The sequence below is a fragment of the Pseudomonas orientalis genome (assembly GCF_022807995.1).
Taxonomy (GTDB): domain Bacteria; phylum Pseudomonadota; class Gammaproteobacteria; order Pseudomonadales; family Pseudomonadaceae; genus Aquipseudomonas; species Aquipseudomonas orientalis_B.
The window spans coordinates 2,275,577-2,299,215 of the sequence record NZ_CP094351.1; the positions used below are offsets into that span (position 1 = coordinate 2,275,577).

Genomic DNA, 23,639 nt, shown 5'->3' on the forward strand with positions numbered 1-23,639 from the left:
TCCTGCCGGGTTACCCACGGATTCAAGCCTGCGTTCGGCCAGCGTGGTTTAACGGGGCGCCTAAGATCAAGATCAAAAGCAAGATCAAGATCAAGGGCGACTCGCTTCGCATCGTGGTTACGGTTGGGCGCTGCTGAAGTTGTGTGGATACCTATGCTCCAGCGCTCCAGCGGGAGCAAGCTCCCTCGCCACAGGGGTGACTGGTTTATTCGACGCGCAGCACAATTTTGCCGATATGGTCGCCACCTTCCATGCGGGCGTGGGCCTGGGCGGCGTCGGTGTATTCGTACACCTTGTCGATGATCGGCAGGCAACGGCCCTCGCTCAGCACCGGCCAAATGTGTTCACGCAACTGCTCGGCGATGGCGGCCTTTTCTTCGCGGGTGCGGGCGCGCAGCAGGGAACCTGTGATCACCGCGCGTTTGCCGAGGATGGTCAGCAGGTCCACATCATTGGCCTTGGCGCCACCGAGAAAGCCCAGTATCACCAGGTGGCCGTCCATGCCCAGGGCCTTGAGGTTGTTGTTGAGGTACGAGGCACCCATGATATCGAGGATCACATCGACGCCTTGGCCTGCGGTTTTCTCGGCGATGACCTGGGCAAAATCCGCTTCGCGATAATTGATCGGCTGCGCCCCGAGCTTGGCGATGGCCTCGCATTTTTCGGCGCTGCCGGCGGTGGCGAATGCCTCGATACCGAACTCCCGGCAGAGCATCAGGGCGGTAGTGCCGATGCCACTGGTGCCGCCGTGGATCAGCGCGCGCTGGCCGTTGCAGGCACCGCCGAGACCGAACAGGTTGGCCCAGACGGTGAAGAAAGTCTCCGGCACGGCCGCCGCTTGAATCCAGTCCATGCCTTCGGGAATCGGCAACGCCTGGCTGGCCGGCACCGTGCAGAATTGCGCATAGCCGCCGCCGTTGGTCAGGGCGCAGACCTTGTCGCCCAGCGTGTATTGGTGCACGCCTTCGCCCAGCGCCACCACTTCACCGGCCACTTCCAGGCCGGGGATCGGGCTCATGCCGGGCTTCATCGGGTATTTGCCGGCGCGTTGCAGGGCGTCGGGACGGTTGACCCCGGCGGCATGCACGCGAATCAGGATCTCGCCGGGGCCGGCCACCGGTACGTCTGCGCGACGCGGCTGCAGCACCTCGGGGCCGCCGGGGGCGGTGATTTCGATCAGGGTCATTTCTTGGGGCAGGGTCATGGACGGGTTCCTGTAACGATGAGCGTATGGTGTGGGACCGTGGCGAGCGGTCGACGGTTCAGCCAGATGATGCCCGCTTCCAGCAGCAGTGCAACCCCGATGGCGCCGGTTGCGAAGTCAGCACACCCCTGCAAGCCCGGCGTCGCGGTCAGGGCCACACTGGCGGTCGGTCATTTCGACGGACACAGGTGGCGTATGAACGAAACAAGAAATCAGGCTATCGGGCTGTTGTTTCTGCGGGTCAGCGGGGCGCTGTTTTTGCTGTGGGTGCACGGGTTGCCGAAACTGCTCAACTACAGCGAACAGCTGAAGCTGATCGAAGATCCGTTTCACTTGGGCGCGTCTGTCACCTTGTGGCTGGCGATTTTTGCCGAAGTGCTCTGCCCGGTGTTGATCGTTGCGGGCGTGCTGGTGCGCCTGGCGTGCCTGCCGATCCTGGCGGTGCTGGTGATCGCGCTGCTGGTGGTGCATCCGCAGTGGACGCTGTTCGAAGGGCAGTTTGGCTGGCTGTTGATGATCATCTTTACCAGCATCCTGATCGCCGGGCCGGGGCAACTGACGCTGGGGCAGCGGTTTGCCTGATAGTCAAGGTGATTCAACTGTGGGAGGGGGTTTGCTCCCGATGAGGGTGTGTCAGTCACTGAATGTATCGACTGATACCCGCCATCGGGAGCAAGCCCCCTCCCACAGGGGATTTTCAGCGGTTCAGGAAGGCCAGCAGATCTTCATTGAGCTGTTGAGTGTGGGTGGCGGCGAATCCGTGGGGTGCGTCCTTGTACACCTTCAGTTGCGCGCCTTCGATCATCTGGGCCGCGACTTTGCCGGTGGTTTCGAACGGCACGATCTGGTCACCGTCACCGTGGATGACCAGGGTGGGCACGTCGATGCTGGCCATGTCCGAGCGGAAGTCGGTCTGCGAGAACGCGGTCACGCAATCCACGGTGGATTTGAGCGAGGCCTGCAGGGCGATCTGCAGGGTTTGGGTGAGTACACCTTCCGAAACCTTCTGGCCCTTGTTGAGCCCGAAGAACGGCGTGTTGAAATCGCTGATGAACTGCGCACGGTCCTTCAGCAGGCCGGCCTTGATGCCATCGAATACGTCGTTGGGCACGCCCTGGGGGTAGTCGTCTTTCTGGCCGAAGATCGGCGTCACGGCGCCGAGCAGCACCAGCCCGGCGACCCGTGCGCTGCCATGGCGCGCAATGTAGCGGGCTACATCGCCGCCGCCCATGGAGAAGCCCACCAGCGTTACGTCCTTGAGGTCCAGGTGTTCGATCAACTGGGCGATATCGTCGGCGAAGGTGTCGTAGTCGTTGCCGGTCCACGGCTGGTCCGAGCGGCCAAAGCCTCGGCGGTCGAACGCGAGGGTGCGAAAGCCACGGCTGCTCAGGTATTCCATCTGGTATTCCCACATGTCGGCATCCAGCGGCCAGCCGTGGCTGAACAGCACGGGCTTGCCGCTGCCCCAGTCCTTGAAATAGATCCGGGTACCGTCTTTGGCAACGAATGTGCTCATCTGAAGCTCCTTTGTCTGCATGAAAAGAGTGGGTGAAAACCACGCCACTATTGCGCCAAAGCCGACGCGCGGCTTGTATCGGTGTGCTTGCCGGCGTTACCAGCTGAACTTGAGTTCCATGCCCAGGTAGTTGCTGTCGTGTCCGCCGGCATCGCGCAGGGTCTGGCCGATCGCGTAATGCACGGCTTCGACCGCGCCGGTCAGGTTCGACGTGAAGGCGTAGTCGGTTCTCAGCTGACCATAGGCGCCAGTCCAGCGTTCACCCTGGCCTGCGGTGCCGGCGACCGGTACGCTGGGCTGGGTGTAGACCGCATCTGCAGTGGTTTGCCGCCACAGCAGGCCGACGGCGGCTTGCACGCTGAGCCTGGCGATGGGCTTGACGGTAATCGACGGCTTGACGTGGATCAGGTTGCTGTAGCCGGTATAGCCTGCCAGGGAAAAATAGTAGCCGTTGGGGAACAGCGGGTTGAAGGTGCCGACCGTACCGTCCCCGTTTTTGCGGTCGCCGGAAGCGATGTCCAGTTGCAGGCCCAGGCGCGGTTTCCACGCCAGGCTGTCAAAGGTGTAGCCGGTGCGGCTGCCGCCGGCCCAGGCGCGGATGTCCTTGCTGCCCACCGAACCGCCTTGCAGCATGGCTTCGATGTCCCAGTCGAACCCCTGCGCCGCGCCGCCCAGGCGCGCATCGAACAACTGGCGCGTCTCGTCGCCATCGACGTCCAGGTAGTGCGCCGCGCTGCGTTCGTAAACGCCGTAGTAGGCCGACAGCTCGTTCGTGCCGCCCACCAGGCGCTCGACCCGCAGCAGGTGAAAGCGCGCATCGCTGTTGGATTTATCGTCGAAATGCCGGCCATCCTGGTACTGCACCGGTTGGCTGGCAATCCCGATAAAGCGCCAGTTCGGGGTTTCCCAGTCGGCCCACACCGCATCGAACGACTGCCGCACATTCGGGCCGTCCCGTGACGAAATGAAACGCTGCAAGTCGAAGGCGAAATCCTGGCGGCCGATCCGGCTCTTGAACGTGCCGCTGCTGAAGGTGTTCACGTATTCGGCAAAGGCCAGGCGCAGATCCACGCGGTTCTGATCGGCGCCGCCGATCGTGGTCTTGTCATAGGCGCGCACGTCTTCAAGCTGGGTGAACACGCGCCAGTGCTCATTCAAGTGCAGGTCGGCATGCACCTGAAAGCGCTGGATCAAATAGCGGTCACGGGCCACGCCCTTTACGCCGAAACCGCTGGCGTCATTCATCTCGAAACGCTCGCGCAAGGTCGCGCCCAGGGACAGGTAGGTGAACGGGTCGGTGCCGGACAGCGGGATGTACTTGAGGTTGTCCAGCGGCTGCGTGCGCAGCGCCGGGTCCTTGAGCACCGACCAGTCTTCCTGCCAGCGATTGGCCTTGATCGCCGGTCGGCTCGGTTGATCCTCGGCATGGACGCTGCCGATCAGCAGCGGCCACAGCACGGCCAGGCTCCAGCCTGTGTGGCGAATCATTTTGCCGCGGTGAGTTGGTGAATTTCCGCGACATAACCGCCGGGGAATTCAACCAGTGCGCTGCGTCGACCCTTGCTGTCGAACGCGGGCACCAGCACCTTGGCCCCGGACCCGGTGGCCTTGCCAAGGGTGGCGGCCAGGTCGTTGACCTGATAGCCGGTGGTGTCATGGCCGAACGGGTAGGGCAGTTGGCCATTGGTGACCAGCACGGCCATGCGCCCGAAGGGCGACTCAATCTCCACGCGACGGTAAGTGCCACCCGCCTGGCCGACATCCACGGCGGGCGCGTGCTTGTCGTCGCTCACGACCTTGCCATGGGAGAAACCGAGGAACGCCTTGATAAAGCGCTCGGCGCTGTCGTTGGAAACATATACGCGGTTTTCCGGAACGGTCTCGAACGCCGCGTAATCCGGGGTCTTGGTGTGCCAGTAAAGCTGCATGTTGACGCCGCCCGGCCACTGCACCACGGCGTCGCGGCCGATGGGGTCGGGAAAGTCGCTGACGATCACATCGGCGCCATTGTCCCGCGCCGCCTTGAGCGCCACGTCCATGTCCTTGACCAGATAACCGTTGCGCTCCTGGCCGAACGGGTGCGGCACGGGCGTGGTAAAGCCGAACAACGACACCGTACCCGCCGGGGTCTGCAGCAATTGCGAGGTGGTACTGCTCGGCACCGGCAGCACATTCACCACCACCTGGGGCGTGCTTTTGCCGCCGAAGGTAGCCAGGAAACTCTGGGCGAAACGGTCGACATCGGCCGGCGCGACATACACGTGGCTGGTGTCATATTGCGGCGCCACGGCGACGCTCGGGGTGGCCGCCAAAGCGCTGTTCGTCATTACGCTTGCCAACAGCGTCAATGCCACGGATACCTTGATTGCTTTGTTACGCATGCCCATTCTCCAGCGCTTGTGCAGGTTCGAAAGCCGTGAGGTTAGGGCGCGCAGGGCAGCGCGAATTGTATGGACGTGCTCGGTTGAACGTTTCAGCGCCCCGGCGTGTCCACCGAACTCTTCCGTCAGATCACGCAGGTGAACGAAATGGCCAAGACTTACAGCTATGCCGCCCGGGACTCGAAGGATTCGCTCAAGCCCTTTACCTTCGAGCGCCGCCCCCCCGGGGCGGATGACATCCAAATCGAGATTCTGTATTGCGGGGTGTGCCATTCCGACCTGCACACCGCCCGCAATGAGTGGAACAACACCCTTTATCCTTCGGTGCCCGGCCATGAAATCGTCGGCCGTGTGACCGCGGTCGGCGCCAATGTGAAGACATTCAAAGTGGGTGACCTGGCGGGTGTCGGTTGCATGGTTGACAGCTGCCAACAGTGCGCCTCCTGTGCCGAGGGTGAGGAGCAGTATTGCGAGAATGGCTTCACCGGGACTTATAACGGGCCGCTGTTCGGTGGCGAAAATACTTACGGCGGTTATTCGGACAACATCGTGGTCAAGCAGCAGTTCGTGCTGCGCATCTCCCACGATGATTCGAACCTGGCGGCGGTGGCACCGTTGCTGTGTGCCGGGATTACCACCTATTCGCCGCTGCACCACTGGAAGGTCGGCCCGGGCAAGAAAGTCGGAGTGGTCGGCCTCGGCGGGCTTGGGCATATGGCGGTGAAGATTGCCCACGCCATGGGCGCCCATGTGACGCTGTTCACCACGTCACCGAACAAGCGCGAAGACGGCCTGCGCCTGGGCGCTGATCAAGTGGTGGTGTCGAAGAACGCGGATGAAATGGCCAAGGTTGCCAACAGCCTGGACTTCATTCTCAACACCGTCGCGGCGCCCCATGACCTGGATGCCTTTATCAGCCTGCTCAAGCGCGACGGCACCATGACCCTGGTGGGTGCGCCTGACAGCCCGCATCCTTCGCCTGCGGTGTTCAACCTGATCTTCAAGCGTCGCAGCCTGGCGGGTTCGTTGATCGGGGGGATTCAGGAAACCCAGGAGATGCTCGACTTCTGTGCCCAACACGGGATTGTTTCAGACATTGAGATGATCGATATCCAGGGTATCAATGAGGCGTATGAGCGGATGCTCAAGGGCGATGTGAAGTATCGGTTTGTGATTGATATGGAGAGTTTGAAGCAGGAGAGTCGTGCGGCCAGTGTGGCTTGACCGTGCGTCCAGGATCAAAAGCCAAAGCGCAGCGGCCTTGAATCCGACCGGTACGTATGTCGATCCCGGTCCAAATGTGGGAGGGGCATGCACTCTGTAGGAGCGAGCTTGCTCGCGAAAAACGTCAACGATAACGCGTGCTTCCGGAATGAACGCGGCGCCTGTGAGTTTTTCGCGAGCAAGCTCGCTCCTACCCTGGCTGGTATTGGGGCTTGCCCCCTCACGCCACCATAATAATCTTCGACACCAACTCCACCACCGTCTTGGCCTGCAACTTCCTCATCAACCGCGCCCGGTGCACTTCCACCGTGCGATGGGAGATCCCCAGGCGCAGCGCGATTTCCTTGGATTTGAGCCCGTTGACAATGTGCATGGCAATCTCCCGCTCCCGTGGCGTAAGGTCCCCTGTACCCTGGTGACTGCGGTCCAGGCGCTCGAAGTGCCAGATCATCAGCTTGAACGGGTCCCTGGGGGTGAGGGTGTAGCCATGGGATTTGGCCCAGAACACCTCGCCGTTGCGATGCTGCATGAAGCGCTCGTCGGAATAAAAACCGTTGTCGCTGTCAAGCAGCCAATCATGGCTGCGCTTGCCAATGGCCTGGTAGTCGGCCTGGGACGGGTAGATCAGCAAGGTCAATTGATTGACCAGCGCTTGGCGGGTATAGCCGAACAGCTTCAGGAACGCGTCGTTGCAGTCGAGGATCACGCGGTTGCTGGTGACCAGCTGCGGAGCGGGGGACAGTTTGAACGCCAGGCGTTCGAGATCTTTCAATGGCTGGGTAAACACGGTCATGGGCATCCTGCCTCGTTGTTCAACTCACTGGCGGACTACTTATCCATGTAAGTAGTTACACGAATTGGCCCGCGCCTTGAGGTGGGTCATTGTAGGGAAAGTCCGGTTCAAGAACAGAAGAAATTGATTATGCCTGTTGATTGCGTGTCTATCGTTGCCGCTGGTCATTCGCGTTTTGGTCGCCTGGAAGGCACCACGCTGGAGGATCTGATTGTTCAGGTCACGCGTGAGGCCCTCAGCGATGCCGACCTCGAGGCGTCGCAGATCGACGCGCTGTTCCTGGGGCACTTCAATGCCGGGCTGGTGCCGGATGGGTTTGCCGCTTCGTTGCTGTTGCAGGCCGCCCCCGGGCTGCGCTTCAAGCCGGCCACGCGCTGTGAGAACGCCTGTGCGTCCGGGTCAGCGGCGATCCAGGCCGGGGTCAATGCGATCCTGTCCGGCAGCGCCGAGTTGGTGCTGGTGGTGGGCGCTGAAAAAATGACCCACACCTCCACGGCCGCCGTCACCCAGGCGCTGGCCGGCGCCGGTTACCAGAACGACGCCGCCGAGGCCGGCCTGAGTTTCCCGCAGCTGTTCGGCCGTGCCGCGCACCAATATGCCGAGCGCTACCATTGCCCCCTGGGCTCGATGGCGGCGATTGCCACCAAGAACCATTCCAATGCCATGGCCAACCCGTTGGCGCAGATGCACCGGGAGATGAATTTCGAGCACTGCAACAACGTGTCCCAGAGCAACCCGTTCGTGGCCGAGTCGCTGCGCCTCACCGATTGCTCGCTGATCAGTGATGGTGCTGCGGCGATCATCCTGGCCTCACCCAAGCGGGCGCGGGCGTTTCGCCGCGATGTGCAGATTCGTGCGATGACCCAGGTCAACGACACCTTGCCCATCGCCCAGCGCGACATCCTCGCGTTTGAAGGCCCCCAGCGGGCGATTCATGGAGCGTTGCGCGGGGCGAATGTGACCCTGGCCGATCTGAGCTTCGCCGAGGTGCATGATTGCTTCACCATCGCCGAACTGCTGATCTACGAGGCCATGGGCCTGGCGCCCAAAGGCGAGGGGCACCGTGTGCTCGACAGCGGCGTGGTGCGCGCCGGTGGGCGCTTGCCGGTGAACCTCTCCGGCGGGCTCAAGGCCAAGGGCCACCCCGTCGGTGCGACCGGCGTCTCGATGCATGCCCTGGCGTTCCGGCAATTGACCGGCGAGCCGATTGGCCTGGCGGTGCCCAACGCCGAGTTCGGGCTGGTGTTCAACATGGGTGGCATGGCGGTCGCCAACTACGCCTCGGTCCTGCATGCGCGCCGGTACTGAGCGATGAACATCGCCAACTGGTTGTACGATACCCAACGTCGCGACCCGCAACGCCCCGCATTGTTCGACGGCTCCCGGCAAGTGGCCGACTACGCCACCTTCACCGTCCGTGTGCGCCAGCGCGCCGCGCAGTTGGTGGCGCAGCACGACCTGCAGCCGGGGGATGCGGTGGCAGTGCTGATGAAAAACAGCTGCGACTACCTGGAGTTGCTCTACGCCATCTGGTGGATAGGGGCGGTGGCGGTGCCGATCAACGCCAAGCTGCATCCGACCGAGGCGGCGTGGATCGCCGATAACGCCCAGGCCCGGCTGATCTTTACCGATGGCGGCCGGGTGTTTTCGTCGCGCGATCTGCCCCTGTGCTGCACAGAGATCGATGGCCACGCGCTGCCGCCTGACCGTGGCGGGCCGACACTGGAGCAACCGGTGCCGCGCCAGGATCACGACCTCGCCTGGCTGTTCTACACCTCCGGCACCACCGGGCGTTCCAAGGGCGTGATGCTGTCCCATGGCAATCTGATCGCCATGTCGTTGTGCTACACCACCGATGTCGACCCGGTGAGCGCCGACGATGCGGCGCTGTATGCCGCGCCGATGTCCCATGGTGCCGGGCTCTATAACTTCATTCACGTACGCTGCGGCGCGCGTCATGTGGTGCCGACGTCGAGCGCGTTTGACGCCGCCGAGCTGTTTGGCCTGGCGGAAAAACTGGACAATGCTTCACTGTTTGCCGCGCCGACCATGGTCAAGCGCATGGTCGAGCAGGCGCGGCGCCAGGGCTACGGCGGCGAAGGTATCAAGACCATTGTCTACGGCGGTGGCCCGATGTACCTGGCCGACTTGCGCGACGCCGTCGACACCTTCGGCGCCCGCCTGGTGCAGATCTACGGCCAGGGCGAGAGCCCGATGACCATCAGTGTGCTGCCCCGTGGGCTGATTGCCGACCGCCAACGCCCCGACTGGGCGACTCTGGCCGCCTCCGTTGGTTATGCGCAAGCCTGCGTGGAAATCCGCATTCTCGATACCGGGCACCAACCGCTCCCCACGGGAACGCGCGGCGAAATTGCCGTCCGTGGCGCCACGGTGATGCAGGGTTACTGGCGCAACCCCGAGGCCACGCGCCAGGCCTTGGTCGACGGCTGGTTGCTGACCGGTGATATCGGCTTTCTCGACCCCGCCGGCTACCTGACCCTCACGGATCGCTCCAAGGACGTGATCATCAGCGGCGGCAGCAACGTGTACCCGCGCGAAGTCGAGGAAGTGCTGGCCCAGCATCCCGAGGTGTTTGAAGTGTGCGTGGTGGGCGAGCCGGACCCGCAATGGGGCGAGTCGGTGGTGGCGTTCGTGGTGACGCGCAGCGGCCGGCCCCTCGACGAAGGCGAACTCAGTGCATGGTTCATGACGCGCATGGCGTCATTCAAAAAACCGAAGAAGTACGTGTGGCGCAGCGAATTGCCCAAGAACAGCTACGGCAAAATCCTCAAGACCGACTTGCGGCAATGGCTCAAAGCGGCGAGTATCGCCGCGCTTTAGCATGGATCGACATACAGACAAGGAGTCCCTCGATGGGCAATCACGCGCAAGATACTGTCCGCAAACGCCGCCGCGCGTTTCTCGGTGCCACCTCCGGCCACTTGATCGAGTGGTACGACTATGGCGTCTACGGCTTTCTTGCCGTCTATATCGGCCAGGCGTTCTTCGTCTCCGACGACCCTACCACCAGCCTGCTGGCCAGTTTTGCCGCGTTCGCCCTGAGCTTCTTCATCCGGCCCCTGGGCGGGCTGTTCTTCGGCCCGCTGGCGGACAAGATCGGCCGGCGTAAAACCCTGATCATGGCGCTGGTGATGATGACCGGCTCCACGGTGATGCTCGGCTTGCTGCCGACGTACGCGACCCTGGGCATCGCCGCCCCGATCCTGTTGATCCTGGTGCGCTGCGTGCAGGGTTTCTCGGCGGGCGGTGAAATCGGTACGGTCACCAGCTTTATTTCCGAATACGCCGGCCCCGGCCGACGCGGCTTTGCCACCTGCTGGTTGATGGTCACCGCCGTGCTTGGCCTGCTGCTGGGCGGCGCCGTGGCCAACGGCATGACCTGGGTGCTGGGCGCCGACATGATGCAGGAGTTGGCCTGGCGCGTGCCGTTCCTGATCGCCGCGCCCCTGGGCTTCATTTCCATGTACATCCGCCTCAAGCTCGAAGACAGTCCCGAGTTCCTGGCCCTGCAACGCGCCGGGCAAACCTCGCGCGCGCCCCTGCGCGAAGTCTGGCAGTGGAAGCGCGCGATTGCCCTGGTGTTCTTCATCATCACCTTGCACAGCTCGATCTTTTACCTGGTGCTGACTTTCGCTTCGACCTACATGGCCAAGATCCTCAAGTTCGACAGCGGTACCACCTTGCTCTACGTGTTCGTCGCCAGCTTCTCGGCCGCCTTCGTCATGCCGTTCGGCGGTGCCTTTACCGATAGGTACGGGCGCAAGCCGTTCCTGATGGTGGTCGGCACGCTGGCGACCCTGGCGATGTTCTGGCTGTTCAAGATGGCACCGACCGCCACCCCGACGACGTTCTTCGCGCCCCTGATGGCGGTGGCGATTCTGTTCGGCCTGTACGCTTCGTCCACTTATGCGCTGATGAGCGAGCTGCTGCCCACACGCATCCGCTCCACCGGGATCGCCGTGGCCTACAACGTACCGGTCGCGGTGTTCGGCGGCAGCGCGCCGCTGATCTCCACCTGGCTGATCAAGGTGACCGGGGACATCACCTCGCCCTGGTACTTCTATGTGGCGACCGGGGTGGTGTCGCTGATCGCGTTGGTGCTGCTGCGCAAGGAGGACTTCGTGGCCACCACCCGTCCCGTGGCAGCGCCTGCGGGGGCGGCGTTGGCCTGATGGCGCGCCAGTCGGGCGTTGCATCGACGCGTTAACTGCGCCAGGCTTGGCAGCCTGATCCCGGCGGAGCGAATGGCGTGCAGGCTACCCGATTGACCCTGATCTGCCATGCGGCCACGACGGCGCAGAAGCAGGCACGCTTTGCCGATGACGAGTCGCTGCTCATGGACTGGCAAGGCGCGGAGTCATCCTTGGCCGGTCGTTATCCCAAGGCTGCGCGCCTGGTGTGCGGGCCGGAGGCGCGAACCCGGCAGACGGCGAGCTTGTTCGGTGCGCAGCCCAGCATCGAACCGGCGTTGCGCGACCTGGACCTGGGGCGCTGGAAAGGCCAGGCTCTGTGCGATCTCGACAGTGATGAGATGAACGCCTGGCTCACCGACAGCGCTGCCGCACCCCATGGCGGCGAGACGGTGGGGCAGTTGTTCACGCGGGTCGGGGACTGGATCAAGTCCCAGGAAAGTCAGCCCGGCCATGTGCTTGCGGTGACCCACCCCTTCGTTATTCGCGCCGCGCTGCTGTACGTCATGCAGTGCCCGGCCTCGATGTTCTACCGGATCGACGTTGAACCTCTGTCCCACACCGAGCTGCGCTTCAACGCGGTCTGGCGCCTGCGTCTGGAAACTCACGCCTGACGCCCGGATCATGGCAAAATTCACGCCCCGCAATGAGAGCAACCCATGAAACGCATCCTGATTATCGGCATCGGCGCCGGCAACCCCGACTACATCACGATGCAGGCCGTGAAGGCGCTGAACCGCACCGACGTGTTCTTCCTGATGGACAAGGGCCAGAGCAAGGACAAGCTGATCGACCTGCGGCGTGAAATCTGCGAGACCTACATCACCGAGCCCGGCTATCGTTTCGTCGAGGCTGAATGCCCCGAGCGCGTGCGCGGTGACATCGATTACACCACCGCCGTGCGGGACCTTAACCGCGACAAGCAGCAGACCTTCGAACGCATGATCAACGAGGAAATGGCCGACGGCGAAGTGGGTGCTTTTCTGGCCTGGGGTGACCCGGCATTGTACGACAGCACCATTCGCATCCTGCAGGCGATCCTGGCCGAGGGCCGCTGTGAGTTCGAGTTCGAGGTGATCCCCGGCATCACCAGCGTGCAGGCGCTGGCGGCCCGGCATAAAGTGCCGTTGAACCGGATCGGCAAGTCCATTGAAATTACCACCGGGCGGCGCCTGGCGGCGGGGCAGGCGAGTGATGCCGACACGCTGGTGGTGATGCTCGATGCCGAAGATTCCTACCGTAGCGTGACGGATCAGGACCTGGATATCTATTGGGGCGCCTACCTGGGCACGCCGGACGAAATCCTGATCAGCGGTAAAGTGGCGCATGTGGCAGAAGAAATCGAACGGGTACGCAAGGCGGCGCGCCTGGAGAACGGCTGGATCATGGACACCTATTTGTTGCGCAAACCCTGAGGTAAACCCAATGCTCAAACAGCTTGCCCTCGCGTTGGCCCTGGTGGCCGGCGCCGCTCATGCCGATAACGGCTTGCACACCGACTTGCCGTTGTCCTACCTGGAACAGACCCAGGGCGATGCGCGCAACCAGCCGTTGGTGATTTTCCTGCATGGTTTTGGTAGCAACGAGGAAGATTTGTTTGGCATCAAGGACGCCTTGCCGTCCACCTGGACCTACCTGTCGGTGCGTGCGCCGCTGCCGGTGGAGCCGCGCGGTTATCGTTGGTTTACCAAGACCGATGAGCCTGAGTACAACGGCAAGACCGATGAACTATCCAGCAGCGCCCGGCTGATCAAGGACTTTGTGGTCAAGGCTACCGCCAAATACCACACCCAAAGTGATCGGGTGTTTCTGGTGGGGTTCAGCCAGGGCGCGATCATGTCCTATGAGGTGGGCTTGCGCAGGCCCGAGCTGCTGCGTGGCATAGCGGCTCTCAGCGGCAGTGTGTTGCCGGTGCTCAAGGCTGAGCTCAAGCCGAATGACGCGTTGGGCAAGCTGGCGATCTTTATCGGCCATGGCACGTTGGACCAGGCGCTGCCTTATGCCTTGGGAACGCGGGCGAATGAGGTGCTGGCGGGAATTGGGTTGAAGCCGGAATTTCATGGGTATGCGGGAATGAATCATACGATCAGCGAAGCGGAAGTGCAGGACCTGAAGGCTTGGCTGGAGAAGAGCCTGCGATAAACACGGTTAAAAATGTGGGAGGGGGCTTGCCCCCGATAGCGATCCTTCAGTCAAAGATGTTGAGACTGACACACCGCTATCGGGGGCAAGCCCCCTCCCACATTGGTTGTGTGTCGCTTGGGAGATTGGCTTACTTGCCGCCGGTAATCTGCTTGACCAGCGCAGCATGCCCCTTTACATCATCCGCTCGCGAAATCGCCTGGATCACCAGTAACTGATTGCCGGACCCGCCGAGAAAGGTGGAATTCAAGGTCTTGCCACCGCCCTGGGTGGCGGTGCTGTCGACCTGGCGCAGACCGAGGCCCTTGTAGGTGAGTTTCTTCTCGTTTTGCTTCTTGAAGTCGGGCAGGGCGGCGCTCTGGTTCTTGACGAAGTCGGCTACGGCGCCATCGAGGAACTGCGGGTCGTTGTCCTTGATGGCTACCCCATCGTTACGTACGGTCTCAGCGACAATCACCACGCTTTTGGTGGTGGCGTTGGCGTACAGGGTGCCCTGGGTGTCGGCGGTGCCGTCGTCGGCTTTACCGGAGGGCAGGGTGTCGGCGGTGTAGCCCTTGGGCAGGTTGAAGGTGAACTTGCCGCCCAGGGTGGAGATGGTTTGCGTGGTCGCCTTGGAGGCAGCCCATGCGCTGCCGGCGGTAAGCGCGAGGGCCAGCAGCAGTGCAGTCTTGGTGAACGTGGCCATGAAGCGCTCCAGAGATGAACGAAATTGCGGGTTATTCTGTCAGAAAATTCGCAAGATCGTTCACCTGCAGCCTCACACCTTGTCGGACTCTTCTTGCAGCCGATCCATCTCAAACAGGCGCGCCAGTTCCGCACGGGCTTCCTGTGCGGTCTGCATGACTTTGGCCGCATCGTCGTACACCGCATGCTGGGCAGCGAGGACCTGCTGGTCATGGGCCCTGAAGCGGTCGATGCGCGCATCGGCCTGGGCCTGGCTTAAACCGAGGCCGACCAGGGTGCGGCGGCTCATCTCCAGGCTGGAATAGAAGGTTTCACGCACCGGTGAGGCGTCCAGGTCCACCAGGCGGTGTACGTGCTGGCGGTTACGCGCGCGGGCGATGATCTTCATGTGCGGGTAGAGGTTACGCACCAGTTCGGCGGTCTTGATGTTGATCTCGGGATCATCCATGGCGATCACGAAGAACTCCGCCTGGTCGACCTTGGCCGCATGCAGGATTTCCGGGCGTTGCGGGTCGCCGTAGAACACCGGCATACCGCCGAAGCTGCGGGTCAATTCGATGGTTTCCACCGAGGTGTCGAGGGCGATGAACGAGACATTCTGCGCGCGCAGGATGCGCGCGACGATCTGGCCCATCCGGCCCATGCCGGCAATCACCACACGCGGCGCATCGCCTTCGATGGCGCGGTACTCCTCGGGCACGTCCACCGGCTTGACCTTGGGCTTGAACAGCTTCGGGCATATCAGCAGCAACAGCGGGGTCACGGCCATGGACAGGGTGATGGTCAGCACCAGCACGTCGTACAGGTGCGGTTCGAACAGGCCCTGGTCGCGACCGATCTTGAACACCACGAAGGCGAATTCACCACCGGCCGCCAGCACCACACCCAGGCGCAGGGCGCTTTCACGATTGAGCTCACCCGCCATACGACCCACGGCGTACAGCAGTGGCAGTTTCAATCCGATCAGCAGTAAGGTCAGCCCGATCACCACCAGCGGCGTGCTGAGCAGCAGGCTGAGGTTGGCGCCCATGCCCACGCTGATAAAGAACAGACCGAGCAGCAGGCCCTTGAAGGGTTCGATCTGGGATTCCAGTTCGTGACGGTATTCGGAGTCCGCCAGCAGCAGCCCGGCGAGGAAGGCGCCCAGGGCCATGGACACACCCACCAGCTCCATCAGCCAGGCGGTGCCGATCACCACCAGCAGCGCGGTGGCGGTGGACACTTCGCGAAGGCCGGTCTTGGCGACGATGCGAAACACCGGGCGCAACAGGTAGCGCCCACCGATGATCACCACGGCGATGCTGCCCAGGATCTGCAAGACGTGCTGCACGCCCTGGGCTTCGCTGGTCGGATGATCGCTGCCGGCCAGCAGCGGCACCATGGCGATCAAGGGGATGGCCGCGATGTCCTGGAACAGCAGGATCGCAAAGGCCAGGCGCCCGTGGGGTTGGTTGAGTTCCTTGCGCTCGGCCAGGCTTTGCAGGCCGAACGCGGTGGAGGACAGCGCCAGGCCCAGGCCCAGCACTATCGCGCTATTCCATGACTGGCCAAACAGCCACAGCGCCACCACGCCCATGACCAGCCCGGTGAGCAGCACCTGGGCCAGGCCGACGCCGAATACCGCCTTGCGCATCACCCATAAGCGTTTGGGCGAGAGCTCCAGGCCAATGATGAACAGCAACAGCACCACGCCCAATTCGGAGAACTGCGCCACGCTTTGCGGGTTGCCGATCAGGCCCAGCACCGAGGGGCCGATGATCACACCGGCGAACAGATAGCCCAGCACCGCGCCCAGTTGCAGACGCTTGGCCAAGGGCACGGCCAGCACGGCGGCGAACAGGAACACCACGGCTGCTTGTAACAGGTTGCCTTCATGGGGCATTGCAAACTCCATTGTTTACTTGGATCAACTGCTGACGCTTTCAAGGGCGAGGGCGCTATTAGAACGTGTTTTCACATTTTGAAACTTGTATTTTTGATGCGCAGATCAACGTATACCGGGTGAAACCCCGATTTTACAGGGCGCTGACAACATCGCGTGCTGAGCGGTCCCCGCATGACGACGCCCAGCGTTTTCATCTCGACTTGATTGGCTCTTTGTTACCATGGCCGCCCCTTGCCACCAGGAGTCACCGGCCCATGCAGCACCAGTGGGATGAAATGCACCGCACCCGCAAGCCCACGTTCGTCCTGTGCGGCGAGCCTCAGGGGGACGTGCTCAATCTCTATGTTCACGGTTATTCGGCGTTTTTCAGCCAGCAGCAGTTGGCGGGCTTCAAGGAACAACTGGCGGGCATCGAAGGCTCGACCAACCTGATGTTGTTCTGGCCGGCAGGGCACTTTCTGGAGAACCTGTTCGCACCCTTCAAAGAGGTGATCGCCTCGATGCTCGGCGGCGGTGGCCTTGGTGCGGCGACGGTCGGGGTGGGCAAAGCGATTGCCTACTTTCTCGACCATTACAAAAGTGTCGAGGCGCGGGTCGATGAAGTGGCCAGGACCTTGCTGCCTGAGCTGGCGAGGTACCTGCACGCCGAATCGCTGCAGGTACGGCAAATCAATCTTATCGGGCACTCCCTGGGTGCGCGGATCCTGGTCAAGAGTGTGCTGGCCAGCCCTGAAGCCGCCCATGAACTGCCGTTGAACAATCTGTTGTTGATGGGCGGGGCAATCTGTACGTCGAGCCCTTGGGAAGCGGTGACTGCACCGCTTCAGGGGCGGGTGATCAATTGCCACTCCAGCAAGGACTGGGCGCTGGCAATGAAGCCGGACACCGAGCGGTGCATTGGCCGCTATGCCATCGCGGTGACGCCGGCCCTGAAGGCCAAGGTCACCAATGTTCACCTGGCCAGCTTCGACCATGCCGCCTACTGGCCGCAGCTGAAAACAGTGGTGCAGTACACCGACTTGCTGCAGGAGCGCCGTGGCCTGATCCGCGCCGACCTGCGCAGCAGTGAAGTGCGCTTTGCCGAAGAGGACGCGGACTTGTTTCCGATCCTGGCGCAGGCGCGACCGGATGAGTTGAAGTTTCTCGCCGAGTTGATGGCCCAAAAGCGCAGCGCCTCAATTGACGCCAGTGTGCGCGAACCGCGCAAGCTCGCCATCGAGTTGCAGCGCATGGGTGGCGACAGTTTCATGAACCTGGCCCGTGGTCACGGCGTAGCCTATCGCCAGATCGCCGAAGCGGTGGCGCAACGCCTGGGCATCAAGTTCGACGAGGCCGTTGCCAGCGTTGCCCTGGCGGATATCGAAGCGCAGGTGGCGGAAAAACTGATCGAGCAGTACCAGGACAAACTCAGCGCTGCCGACCGCCAGGCGTTCGACGCCGAACTCAAGGCCGCGATGCAAAAAGAGCAAAGTGTGTTCACGCGTTTCAACGTTGGTCGTTCGGCCACCACCGCCTTGAGCGGCACGGCATTGGCCGGGCTTACCGGCTTTATTGTGCGGCGCGGCGCCGCCACGGCGATTCCGGTGGTGGGCCAGGCGGTGGCGGCCGCGATGTTGCTGGTCAGCGGCGTGCGGGCGTTTTCCGGGCCGGCTTATTCGATCACGACCCTGGCGGTGCTGGTGGTCGGCGTGATTCGCCAGCGCCTGGAGCGTGAGGCGCTGAATCAGGAGCTGGACCTGGTGGTGCAAGTAGTAGAAGCGTTCGACCTGCCCCGGGAGACGGTGATGCGCACGGTCGCGTCGGACTGCTAAGCTGGCGTCCTGACTTGTGTGTTTGCCTGGGATACCGCGTGAAATTCAGCCTGCCGAAAATTGCTACCGCCCCCTTCTGCCCGCCGGAAGTGGCCGGCTCCGTTGCCGTTGACCCCAAGGCGACGTTTTTCAAGCGCGTGCTGATGTTCGCCGGCCCCGGCCTGTTGATCTCCATCGGCTACATGGACCCCGGCAACTGGGCGACCGCCATCGAAGCCGGGTCGCGCTATGGCTACAGCCTGTTATTTGTGGTGTTGCTGGCCAGCCTGGCGGGGATGGCGGTGCAGTGCCTGTGTTCGCGGCTGGGTATCGCTACCGGTAAGGATCTGGCGCAACTGTGCCGCGAGCGTTACAGCAAGCGCTCGGCGCGCACCCAGTGGGCGCTGGCGGAAGTCTCCATCATCGCCACCGACCTTGCCGAAGTGCTCGGCTGCGCCCTGGCGTTTCACCTGCTGCTCGGTGTGTCGCTGACCACGGGCATTGTTATCACCGCCTTCGATACGCTGTTGATCCTGGCCTTGCAGAACCGTGGTTTCCGTCGGTTGGAAGCAATCATGCTGGCGCTGGTCGCGACCATCGGCGTGTGCTTTTTTATCGAACTGGTGTTGATCAAACCCTACTGGCCGGACGTGCTCAGCGGTTTCACCCCCTCCCTGTCGGCCATCAGCGACGCCGCGCCGCTGTACCTGGCCATCGGCATCCTCGGTGCGACCGTGATGCCGCATAATCTTTACCTGCACACCTCCATCGTGCAGACCCGCATGATCGGCAAGGACCTGGCGAGCAAACAGGACGCGGTCAAGCTGGCGCGCATCGACACCATTGGTTCCCTGGCCCTGGCTCTGATGGTCAACGCGGCCATCCTGGTACTGGCCGCCGCCGCGTTCTACAAGACCGGGCATACCGATGTGGTGGAGATCCAGGATGCCTATCATCTGCTCGACCCGCTGGTCGGCGGCGCGTTTGCCAGCATTCTGTTCGGCATCGCCTTGCTGGCCTCGGGCCAGAGTTCGACCTTCACGGGCACCATCGCCGGGCAGGTGATCATGGAGGGTTACCTGAACCTGCGCATTCCGTGCTGGCAGCGCCGTCTGATCACCCGAGGGCTGGCGCTGATCCCGGCCTTTCTCGGGGTGTGGCTGATGGGCGACGACGCCATCGGCAAGCTGCTGATCCTCAGCCAGGTGGTCCTGAGCCTGCAATTACCCTTCGCGCTATACCCGCTGATCCGCATGACCGGTGACAAACAACTGATGGGCCCGTTCGTCAACCGGCTGCCGACGCGAATGCTGGCGTGGTTTTTATTTACGGTGATCAGTGGGGCGAATGCGTGGTTGATCGGGCAGTGGCTGTTCTGACTCACCGATCCCAATACGGCACCGTCCCAAAACACTCCACGAAATAATCGATCACCGTGCGCACCTTCAGCGAGAGCCTGCGGCTGCCCGGCCACAGCGCCGCGATCTGCTGGGGCTCAAGGGTGGTTGCCACCTCGTATTCGGTCAGCACCGCCTGCAAAGTGCCGGCGCGCAGACTTTCGCCGATCAGCCAGGACGGGAACACCACCAGCCCCAGGCCCTGTTCGGCGGCATGGGTCAGCGTGTCGGCGTGGTTGCCGGTGATCGGGCCTTTGACGCTGTAGGCGCTCCAGTCGCCCTGGTCGCGGCGTAAGAACCAGCGCTCCTGGCCTTTGATGCCCTTGTAGGCCAGGCATTGGTGATTGACCAGTTCGTCGGGATGGCGCGGCGTGCCGTGCCGCGCCAGATAGGCGGGGCTGGCGGCGAGGCGAAAGCGTTGCGGCGCGAAGATCCGCGCCTGCATGCTGGAATCGTTGAGTACGCCAATACGAAACAGCAGGTCGGTGCCGTCCTGCAGCGGGTCGACGAAGGTGTCGGTTTGCTGGATATCCAGTTGCAGCTTCGGATAGCGCCGGCACAGTTCCCCCAGCCACGGCGAAAGGTGGCGCTGGCCGAACACCATGGGCGCATTGATGCGCACCAGGCCGCTGGGCTCCCTGTCCTGCTCCTGCAGGGCCTGGCTCGCCGTCTCCAGGTGTTCGAGCATCAGCCGGGCGTGGCGCCCGAGCAGGCGCCCGGCTTCGGTGGGGCTGACGGCCCGGGTGTGGCGGTACAGCAGCTGTTGACCGAGGGCTTGCTCCATCAGTTGGATCTGCCGGGAAATGGACGAGGGCGCCAAGCCTTCGCGGCGCGCCACTTCAGAAAAACTGCCATGGTCCAGCACCGCGACGAACAGGCGCAGCGCCTTGAAACTCAACTCTTTCAAACCCTGCATCGTGGCTCCAGGCTGTGCGTTATGCGCAAAGGTGTTGTCCGCATGCTGCCATTTATCGCACAGCTCGGCCACCGGATAATGCGCCCCTGTTTTCTTCTTGAAGCGCGGGTGATGTATGCAGGCACGTTCTATCGAAGGCGCGGCGCAGGCCAGGCCGGACCGAAATTTTCTGCGGTTGTTGTTGCTGCCGCTGGTGATCCTGGCGGGCATGGGCCTGTCGGTCGAGGCCGGTTTGCTCGGGCCTTTGGGGGTGCAGGTCGGGCATTTGTGGGCGACCTTGAGCATCTTTGGCGTTGGCTCGGCGATCCTGTTTCTGCTGTTACTGTTCAGCGGCCCGCAAAAGGGCCCCGCGTTCACGCAACTGCCGCGCTGGCAGTTGATCGGCGGTTTCCTGGGGCCGATGTACGTGGTGGTGCTGACCCTGGCCACGCCCCATATCGGAGTGGCCATGACGATGATTGCGATCCTGTCCGGGCAGGTGGGCAAGAGTGTGCTGATCGACCATTTCGGCTGGTTCGGCACGGCGCGCAAGCGGGTCAATGTGGAGCGTTGGATAGCCCTGGCGTTGATTGTGGCGGCACTTGTTCTGATTGCACGAGGGTAAGGCGATGAATCTGATTCTGTTGTTGGTTTTAGTGGTCGCCGCAGGTGCGGTCTTGAGCGTGCAGGCTGCCATCAACGGCCGCCTGGGCCAGACCGTCGGGGTATTGCGCAGCAGCCTGCTGACGTTTGCGGTGGGGGCGCTCACTACCGCGCTGCTGATATTTTTCTTCGAGCCCGCCCAGGTTGTCAGTTTGTTGGAGGTGCCCAAGTGGCAACTGACCGGCGCTTTGTTCGGCGTGGTGTACATGATCGTGATGGTCGGCGCGGTGCCGGTGGTCGGTACGGCGGTTGCCACGGTGGCGGTAATCGTGGGGCAATTGGGCATGGGCATGCTGATCGACAACTTCGGCTGGCTGGGCAACCCGGCAATCGAACTGTCCGGCAGCCGGATCGTGGCGATGCTGTGCCTGGCCCTGGCGCTGGTGTTCATGTATCGCAGCAATACGCGCCAGGCTGACTGACGGCGCTGAACCTTGGCGCCGCACCTGGAGTCACTGCTTAAGGCGTGGCATTCGCCGCGCCGTGACGACCATGAAGAAGGAGTCTGACCATGCCGGATCAAACCTGTGCCTGCCCACACTGTAAATGCGTACTGGGCGTCGACGCGGTAATGAAGGACGGTAAGGGCTACTGCTGCCAGGGCTGCGCCGAGCATCACCTGCACGGTGAGCCCTGCGCTGCGGCAAACGACTGCGAATGCGCCAAGTCGGCTGCCAACGCGAACTAAACCATCCAATGTGGGAGGGGGCTTGCTCCGATAGCGGAGTGTCAGTCACTGAATCTGTGCCTGAAACACCGCAATCGGGAGCAAGCCCCCTCCCACATTTTTGATCTGCATCAGGCTTCTGGGACGCCTTTTTCCCAGGCTGACCAGTTGTTCAGGATCGCCTGTACCAGCGGATTGCCCGTGCGGTACAGGTTCTCCAGCGCCGGTACAAACCCACCCTGATCGGCGTACTTGAGCAGATTGTCCACTTCGCTGTAGCCCGGATACGGGCGGTCAAAATCCGAACCGGCACGCACCACCGCCAGGCGCTGGATATCCACCAGCCCTTCGCGGCTGGCACGTAGCAGCGCTTCGTAGGTGGAGTTGTCTTCCTGCTGGGTGGTGCAGTATTCGCCCTTGTTGTCCGTGAGCAGTTTGGTCCACACCTCGGCGCGTTCGCTCAAGCGGGTGCCGGAGAACCAGGTGTTGCCCGCCAGGGTGTCGCAGCGTGTGACCTGTGGTGGCTGATTGGCCGGGGCGGCGGGGTAGTGCTTGCGCCAGGCGGCGGACTCCTTGCTTTCAGTCAGCTCCACCTTGTGCGACAAGGCGAATGCCTTGGCCTGCAGCTTTGGGTTGAGTTCGAACACTTCGGTCTTGTAGTCCAGCGGCGGTTTTTCATTGGGCCCCTTGGTGTTGATGCCGATGTAACCCGTCGGCCAATCCTTGGGCGCATCTCGTGAGTCCAACTCCCACTGTGTGCCGAATTCCACCAGGTAATGCGCCCAGGCGGCGGTGCCGATCGTGCCATGCTTGGGGCTGATACCGGCGATCCCGGCGATCAGGAAATAACTCTGGCGCAGGTCGAACTTGGGCGACAAGGCCAGTGCGAGGGTGGAGGCGGCGGCGTTGGTCTGGCCCATGCCGGTCACCAGCAGGCACACCTCCTGAGTGTTGCAGCGAATCGTCGGATACTCGGCGGACAGGCCCGGTACGCGCACCTGCTGCTTGAGCTCCAGGCGATCGATCCAGGTTTGCGCCTCAGGCGCGAACATGGTGATCAGCATCACCTTGGGTTTGATCGGTGCCGCGCTGTCCGCCAGCGCCACGTGGGGCAGCAGGGCCAGGCCTGCGGCCATCGAGAGGCGGGTAAAAGTCTTCATCTGCAGCTCCTTGATCAGAATTGGTAGCCCACGCCGGCGTAGTAACCCCAGCCGTCGGAGCGGGCGCGGAAGTTGCCTTCGCCGAAATTCAACTCGCTGCCATCCTCCCAGTTGCCGCCGTTATGAAAGTAACGGCCAACCAGCGTGAAGCGCAGGTGGGTGAACGAGTACAGCAACACGTTGGTGGCCACCAGTGAGTTGGCGGTACGTGCGGGATTGTCCTTGTGCAGGTCCGAGCCGAAATCGTAGTTGGTAAAGCCGATGTAGGTCAGCGAGGCACCGTTGTCGAACTTGCCGATCGGCACAATGTATTTCATCTGCGCGCGGTAGCCGTCCCATGAGTATTCATTGCTGGCGCCGTAGTTTTCCCACTGGTAGCGCCCGTAGAAGTTGGCCGACAGATTGACCCGCGAGTGGGTGTCGATGTCGGTGCCAAGGCCGCTGTACAGGGTGTTGGCGCGATTCTCTTTGTTGCTGCCGTGGTCGTAGATCCAGTCGAACGCTACATACCACTCCTTGAACGGCCCGATCGCCAGGCTGCGGCCGGCCAGGTAGTCGATGGAGATGCGCGGCTCGTGTTCCATGAACACGGGCGAGCCATGGTCCCACACGCCTTTGTCATTACTGTTACCGATGCCGAGGATCTTTGGCACGTCGATGTAGCCGTACAGCTCGAACGGCCCCTTGCGGCCGAAATACTCGTATTCCAGGTAAACGTCATCCTGCGGCTTGGGGCCGAAGCTGATGTCCTTGCTGCCAATCAACGTCAGGTCCTGATTGAACCATTCGGACAGGTAAGCGCCTTTTTTCGCCGGCGGGCTTGCCTCGGGGCTGAGGGTTTCGCCCTGTGCCGAGTCATCCGAAGGTTGGTCGTGCGCCAAAATGGGTGCACTGAGTACTCCCGTAACGGCGGCCAGTAGCAAGGAAACACCAAAGCAAGCTCGGGGCGTTGAGGTGGGGTGCATTGAAAGTCCCTGTTCGTACGCGGTTTGAACCCGATTCCTCGGGTGAGGTGAACCTGGCGGCC

Annotated in this window: 23 protein-coding genes; 13 read left to right on the plus strand and 10 right to left on the minus strand. The window is 62.4% G+C overall.

Annotation, left to right across the window (positions count from 1 at the left end):
* Positions 1 to 205: 205 nt before the first annotated feature.
* On the minus strand, positions 206 to 1,204 hold the full coding sequence (locus MRY17_RS10215; RefSeq protein ID WP_243353686.1) for an NAD(P)H-quinone oxidoreductase: 999 nt from the start codon (positions 1,202 to 1,204) through the stop codon (positions 206 to 208).
* A gap of 195 nt (positions 1,205 to 1,399) precedes the next feature.
* Here MRY17_RS10215 and MRY17_RS10220 point away from each other — a divergent pair, with 195 nt between their 5' ends.
* The gene (locus tag MRY17_RS10220; protein WP_243353687.1) at positions 1,400 to 1,786 is read left to right on the plus strand and encodes a DoxX family protein; all 387 of its coding nucleotides are present in this window, start codon (positions 1,400 to 1,402) and stop codon (positions 1,784 to 1,786) included.
* Between the two features lie 115 nt (positions 1,787 to 1,901).
* Here MRY17_RS10220 and MRY17_RS10225 read toward each other — a convergent pair whose 3' ends face one another.
* The 3 genes from MRY17_RS10225 to MRY17_RS10235 all read right to left on the minus strand — a co-directional run bounded on the left by MRY17_RS10225 (position 1,902) and on the right by MRY17_RS10235 (position 5,101).
* Positions 1,902 to 2,720, minus strand: a complete 819-nt coding sequence (locus tag MRY17_RS10225) for an alpha/beta fold hydrolase (protein ID WP_243353688.1) — start codon at positions 2,718 to 2,720, stop codon at positions 1,902 to 1,904.
* Between the two features lie 96 nt (positions 2,721 to 2,816).
* Positions 2,817 to 4,208 (minus strand): alginate export family protein, encoded by a 1,392-nt coding sequence (locus MRY17_RS10230; protein ID WP_243353689.1) that lies wholly within the window; start codon positions 4,206 to 4,208, stop codon positions 2,817 to 2,819.
* Positions 4,205 to 5,101: a VOC family protein gene (locus MRY17_RS10235; protein WP_181285919.1), complete on the minus strand. Its 897-nt coding sequence runs from the start codon at positions 5,099 to 5,101 to the stop codon at positions 4,205 to 4,207. Before MRY17_RS10235 ends, MRY17_RS10230 begins: the two co-directional genes overlap by 4 nt.
* A 147-nt stretch (positions 5,102 to 5,248) precedes the next feature.
* On the opposite strand from MRY17_RS10235, the gene MRY17_RS10240 reads away from it, so the two are divergent.
* The gene (locus MRY17_RS10240) at positions 5,249 to 6,325 is read left to right on the plus strand and encodes an NAD(P)-dependent alcohol dehydrogenase (RefSeq protein WP_243353690.1); all 1,077 of its coding nucleotides are present in this window, start codon (positions 5,249 to 5,251) and stop codon (positions 6,323 to 6,325) included.
* 220 nt (positions 6,326 to 6,545) lie between these two features.
* Here the strand turns inward: MRY17_RS10240 and MRY17_RS10245 are convergent, their stop codons facing one another.
* On the minus strand, positions 6,546 to 7,118 hold the full coding sequence (locus MRY17_RS10245) for a LuxR C-terminal-related transcriptional regulator (RefSeq protein ID WP_181285921.1): 573 nt from the start codon (positions 7,116 to 7,118) through the stop codon (positions 6,546 to 6,548).
* A gap of 129 nt (positions 7,119 to 7,247) precedes the next feature.
* Here MRY17_RS10245 and MRY17_RS10250 point away from each other — a divergent pair, with 129 nt between their 5' ends.
* The 6 genes from MRY17_RS10250 to MRY17_RS10275 all read left to right on the plus strand — a co-directional run bounded on the left by MRY17_RS10250 (position 7,248) and on the right by MRY17_RS10275 (position 13,471).
* Positions 7,248 to 8,426 (plus strand): acetyl-CoA acetyltransferase, encoded by a 1,179-nt coding sequence (locus MRY17_RS10250; RefSeq protein ID WP_243353691.1) that lies wholly within the window; start codon positions 7,248 to 7,250, stop codon positions 8,424 to 8,426.
* A 3-nt stretch (positions 8,427 to 8,429) separates the two neighbouring features.
* Positions 8,430 to 9,959 (plus strand): class I adenylate-forming enzyme family protein, encoded by a 1,530-nt coding sequence (locus tag MRY17_RS10255; RefSeq protein WP_243353692.1) that lies wholly within the window; start codon positions 8,430 to 8,432, stop codon positions 9,957 to 9,959.
* Between the two features lie 32 nt (positions 9,960 to 9,991).
* Positions 9,992 to 11,311: an MFS transporter gene (locus tag MRY17_RS10260; protein WP_243353693.1), complete on the plus strand. Its 1,320-nt coding sequence runs from the start codon at positions 9,992 to 9,994 to the stop codon at positions 11,309 to 11,311.
* 77 nt (positions 11,312 to 11,388) lie between these two features.
* Entirely contained in the window at positions 11,389 to 11,943 is a 555-nt protein-coding gene (locus MRY17_RS10265; protein ID WP_191953489.1) for a histidine phosphatase family protein, read from the plus strand.
* A gap of 45 nt (positions 11,944 to 11,988) precedes the next feature.
* Positions 11,989 to 12,744, plus strand: coding sequence for a precorrin-6A synthase (deacetylating) (cobF, locus tag MRY17_RS10270; RefSeq protein ID WP_243353694.1), 756 nt, complete (start codon positions 11,989 to 11,991; stop codon positions 12,742 to 12,744).
* 10 nt (positions 12,745 to 12,754) lie between these two features.
* Positions 12,755 to 13,471: an alpha/beta hydrolase gene (locus tag MRY17_RS10275; RefSeq protein ID WP_243353695.1), complete on the plus strand. Its 717-nt coding sequence runs from the start codon at positions 12,755 to 12,757 to the stop codon at positions 13,469 to 13,471.
* 130 nt (positions 13,472 to 13,601) lie between these two features.
* Here the strand turns inward: MRY17_RS10275 and MRY17_RS10280 are convergent, their stop codons facing one another.
* Together MRY17_RS10280 and MRY17_RS10285 are read right to left on the minus strand one after the other, a co-directional pair.
* Positions 13,602 to 14,156 carry a hypothetical protein gene (locus MRY17_RS10280; protein ID WP_181285928.1) on the minus strand — a complete coding sequence of 185 codons (555 nt, stop codon included), beginning with the start codon at positions 14,154 to 14,156 and terminating at the stop codon, positions 13,602 to 13,604.
* A gap of 72 nt (positions 14,157 to 14,228) precedes the next feature.
* Entirely contained in the window at positions 14,229 to 16,037 is a 1,809-nt protein-coding gene (locus tag MRY17_RS10285) for a monovalent cation:proton antiporter-2 (CPA2) family protein (protein ID WP_191953485.1), read from the minus strand.
* A gap of 257 nt (positions 16,038 to 16,294) precedes the next feature.
* On the opposite strand from MRY17_RS10285, the gene MRY17_RS10290 reads away from it, so the two are divergent.
* Both MRY17_RS10290 and MRY17_RS10295 read left to right on the plus strand, forming a co-directional pair.
* A complete protein-coding gene (locus MRY17_RS10290; RefSeq protein ID WP_191953484.1) occupies positions 16,295 to 17,851 on the plus strand; it encodes a DUF726 domain-containing protein in 1,557 nt (518 codons plus the stop codon).
* Positions 17,852 to 17,889: 38 nt separating this feature from the next.
* Positions 17,890 to 19,209 (plus strand): Nramp family divalent metal transporter, encoded by a 1,320-nt coding sequence (locus tag MRY17_RS10295; protein WP_191953483.1) that lies wholly within the window; start codon positions 17,890 to 17,892, stop codon positions 19,207 to 19,209.
* 1 nt (position 19,210) lies between these two features.
* Here the strand turns inward: MRY17_RS10295 and MRY17_RS10300 are convergent, their stop codons facing one another.
* Positions 19,211 to 20,143 carry a LysR family transcriptional regulator gene (locus MRY17_RS10300; RefSeq protein WP_191953482.1) on the minus strand — a complete coding sequence of 311 codons (933 nt, stop codon included), beginning with the start codon at positions 20,141 to 20,143 and terminating at the stop codon, positions 19,211 to 19,213.
* A gap of 115 nt (positions 20,144 to 20,258) precedes the next feature.
* Here MRY17_RS10300 and MRY17_RS10305 point away from each other — a divergent pair, with 115 nt between their 5' ends.
* From MRY17_RS10305 to MRY17_RS10315, 3 genes are all read left to right on the plus strand, one after another.
* Positions 20,259 to 20,747, plus strand: a complete 489-nt coding sequence (locus MRY17_RS10305) for a DMT family transporter (RefSeq protein WP_181285933.1) — start codon at positions 20,259 to 20,261, stop codon at positions 20,745 to 20,747.
* A 4-nt stretch (positions 20,748 to 20,751) separates the two neighbouring features.
* Entirely contained in the window at positions 20,752 to 21,207 is a 456-nt protein-coding gene (locus tag MRY17_RS10310) for a DMT family transporter (protein WP_191953481.1), read from the plus strand.
* A gap of 89 nt (positions 21,208 to 21,296) precedes the next feature.
* On the plus strand, positions 21,297 to 21,473 hold the full coding sequence (locus MRY17_RS10315) for a metallothionein (protein WP_124358135.1): 177 nt from the start codon (positions 21,297 to 21,299) through the stop codon (positions 21,471 to 21,473).
* A 110-nt stretch (positions 21,474 to 21,583) separates the two neighbouring features.
* Here MRY17_RS10315 and MRY17_RS10320 read toward each other — a convergent pair whose 3' ends face one another.
* Both MRY17_RS10320 and MRY17_RS10325 read right to left on the minus strand, forming a co-directional pair.
* The gene (locus MRY17_RS10320; RefSeq protein WP_181285936.1) at positions 21,584 to 22,612 is read right to left on the minus strand and encodes a purine-nucleoside phosphorylase; all 1,029 of its coding nucleotides are present in this window, start codon (positions 22,610 to 22,612) and stop codon (positions 21,584 to 21,586) included.
* 14 nt (positions 22,613 to 22,626) lie between these two features.
* Complete coding sequence (locus tag MRY17_RS10325) at positions 22,627 to 23,577, minus strand: nucleoside-specific channel-forming protein Tsx (RefSeq protein ID WP_191953480.1); 951 nt, start codon at positions 23,575 to 23,577, stop codon at positions 22,627 to 22,629.
* Positions 23,578 to 23,639 lie beyond the last annotated feature (62 nt).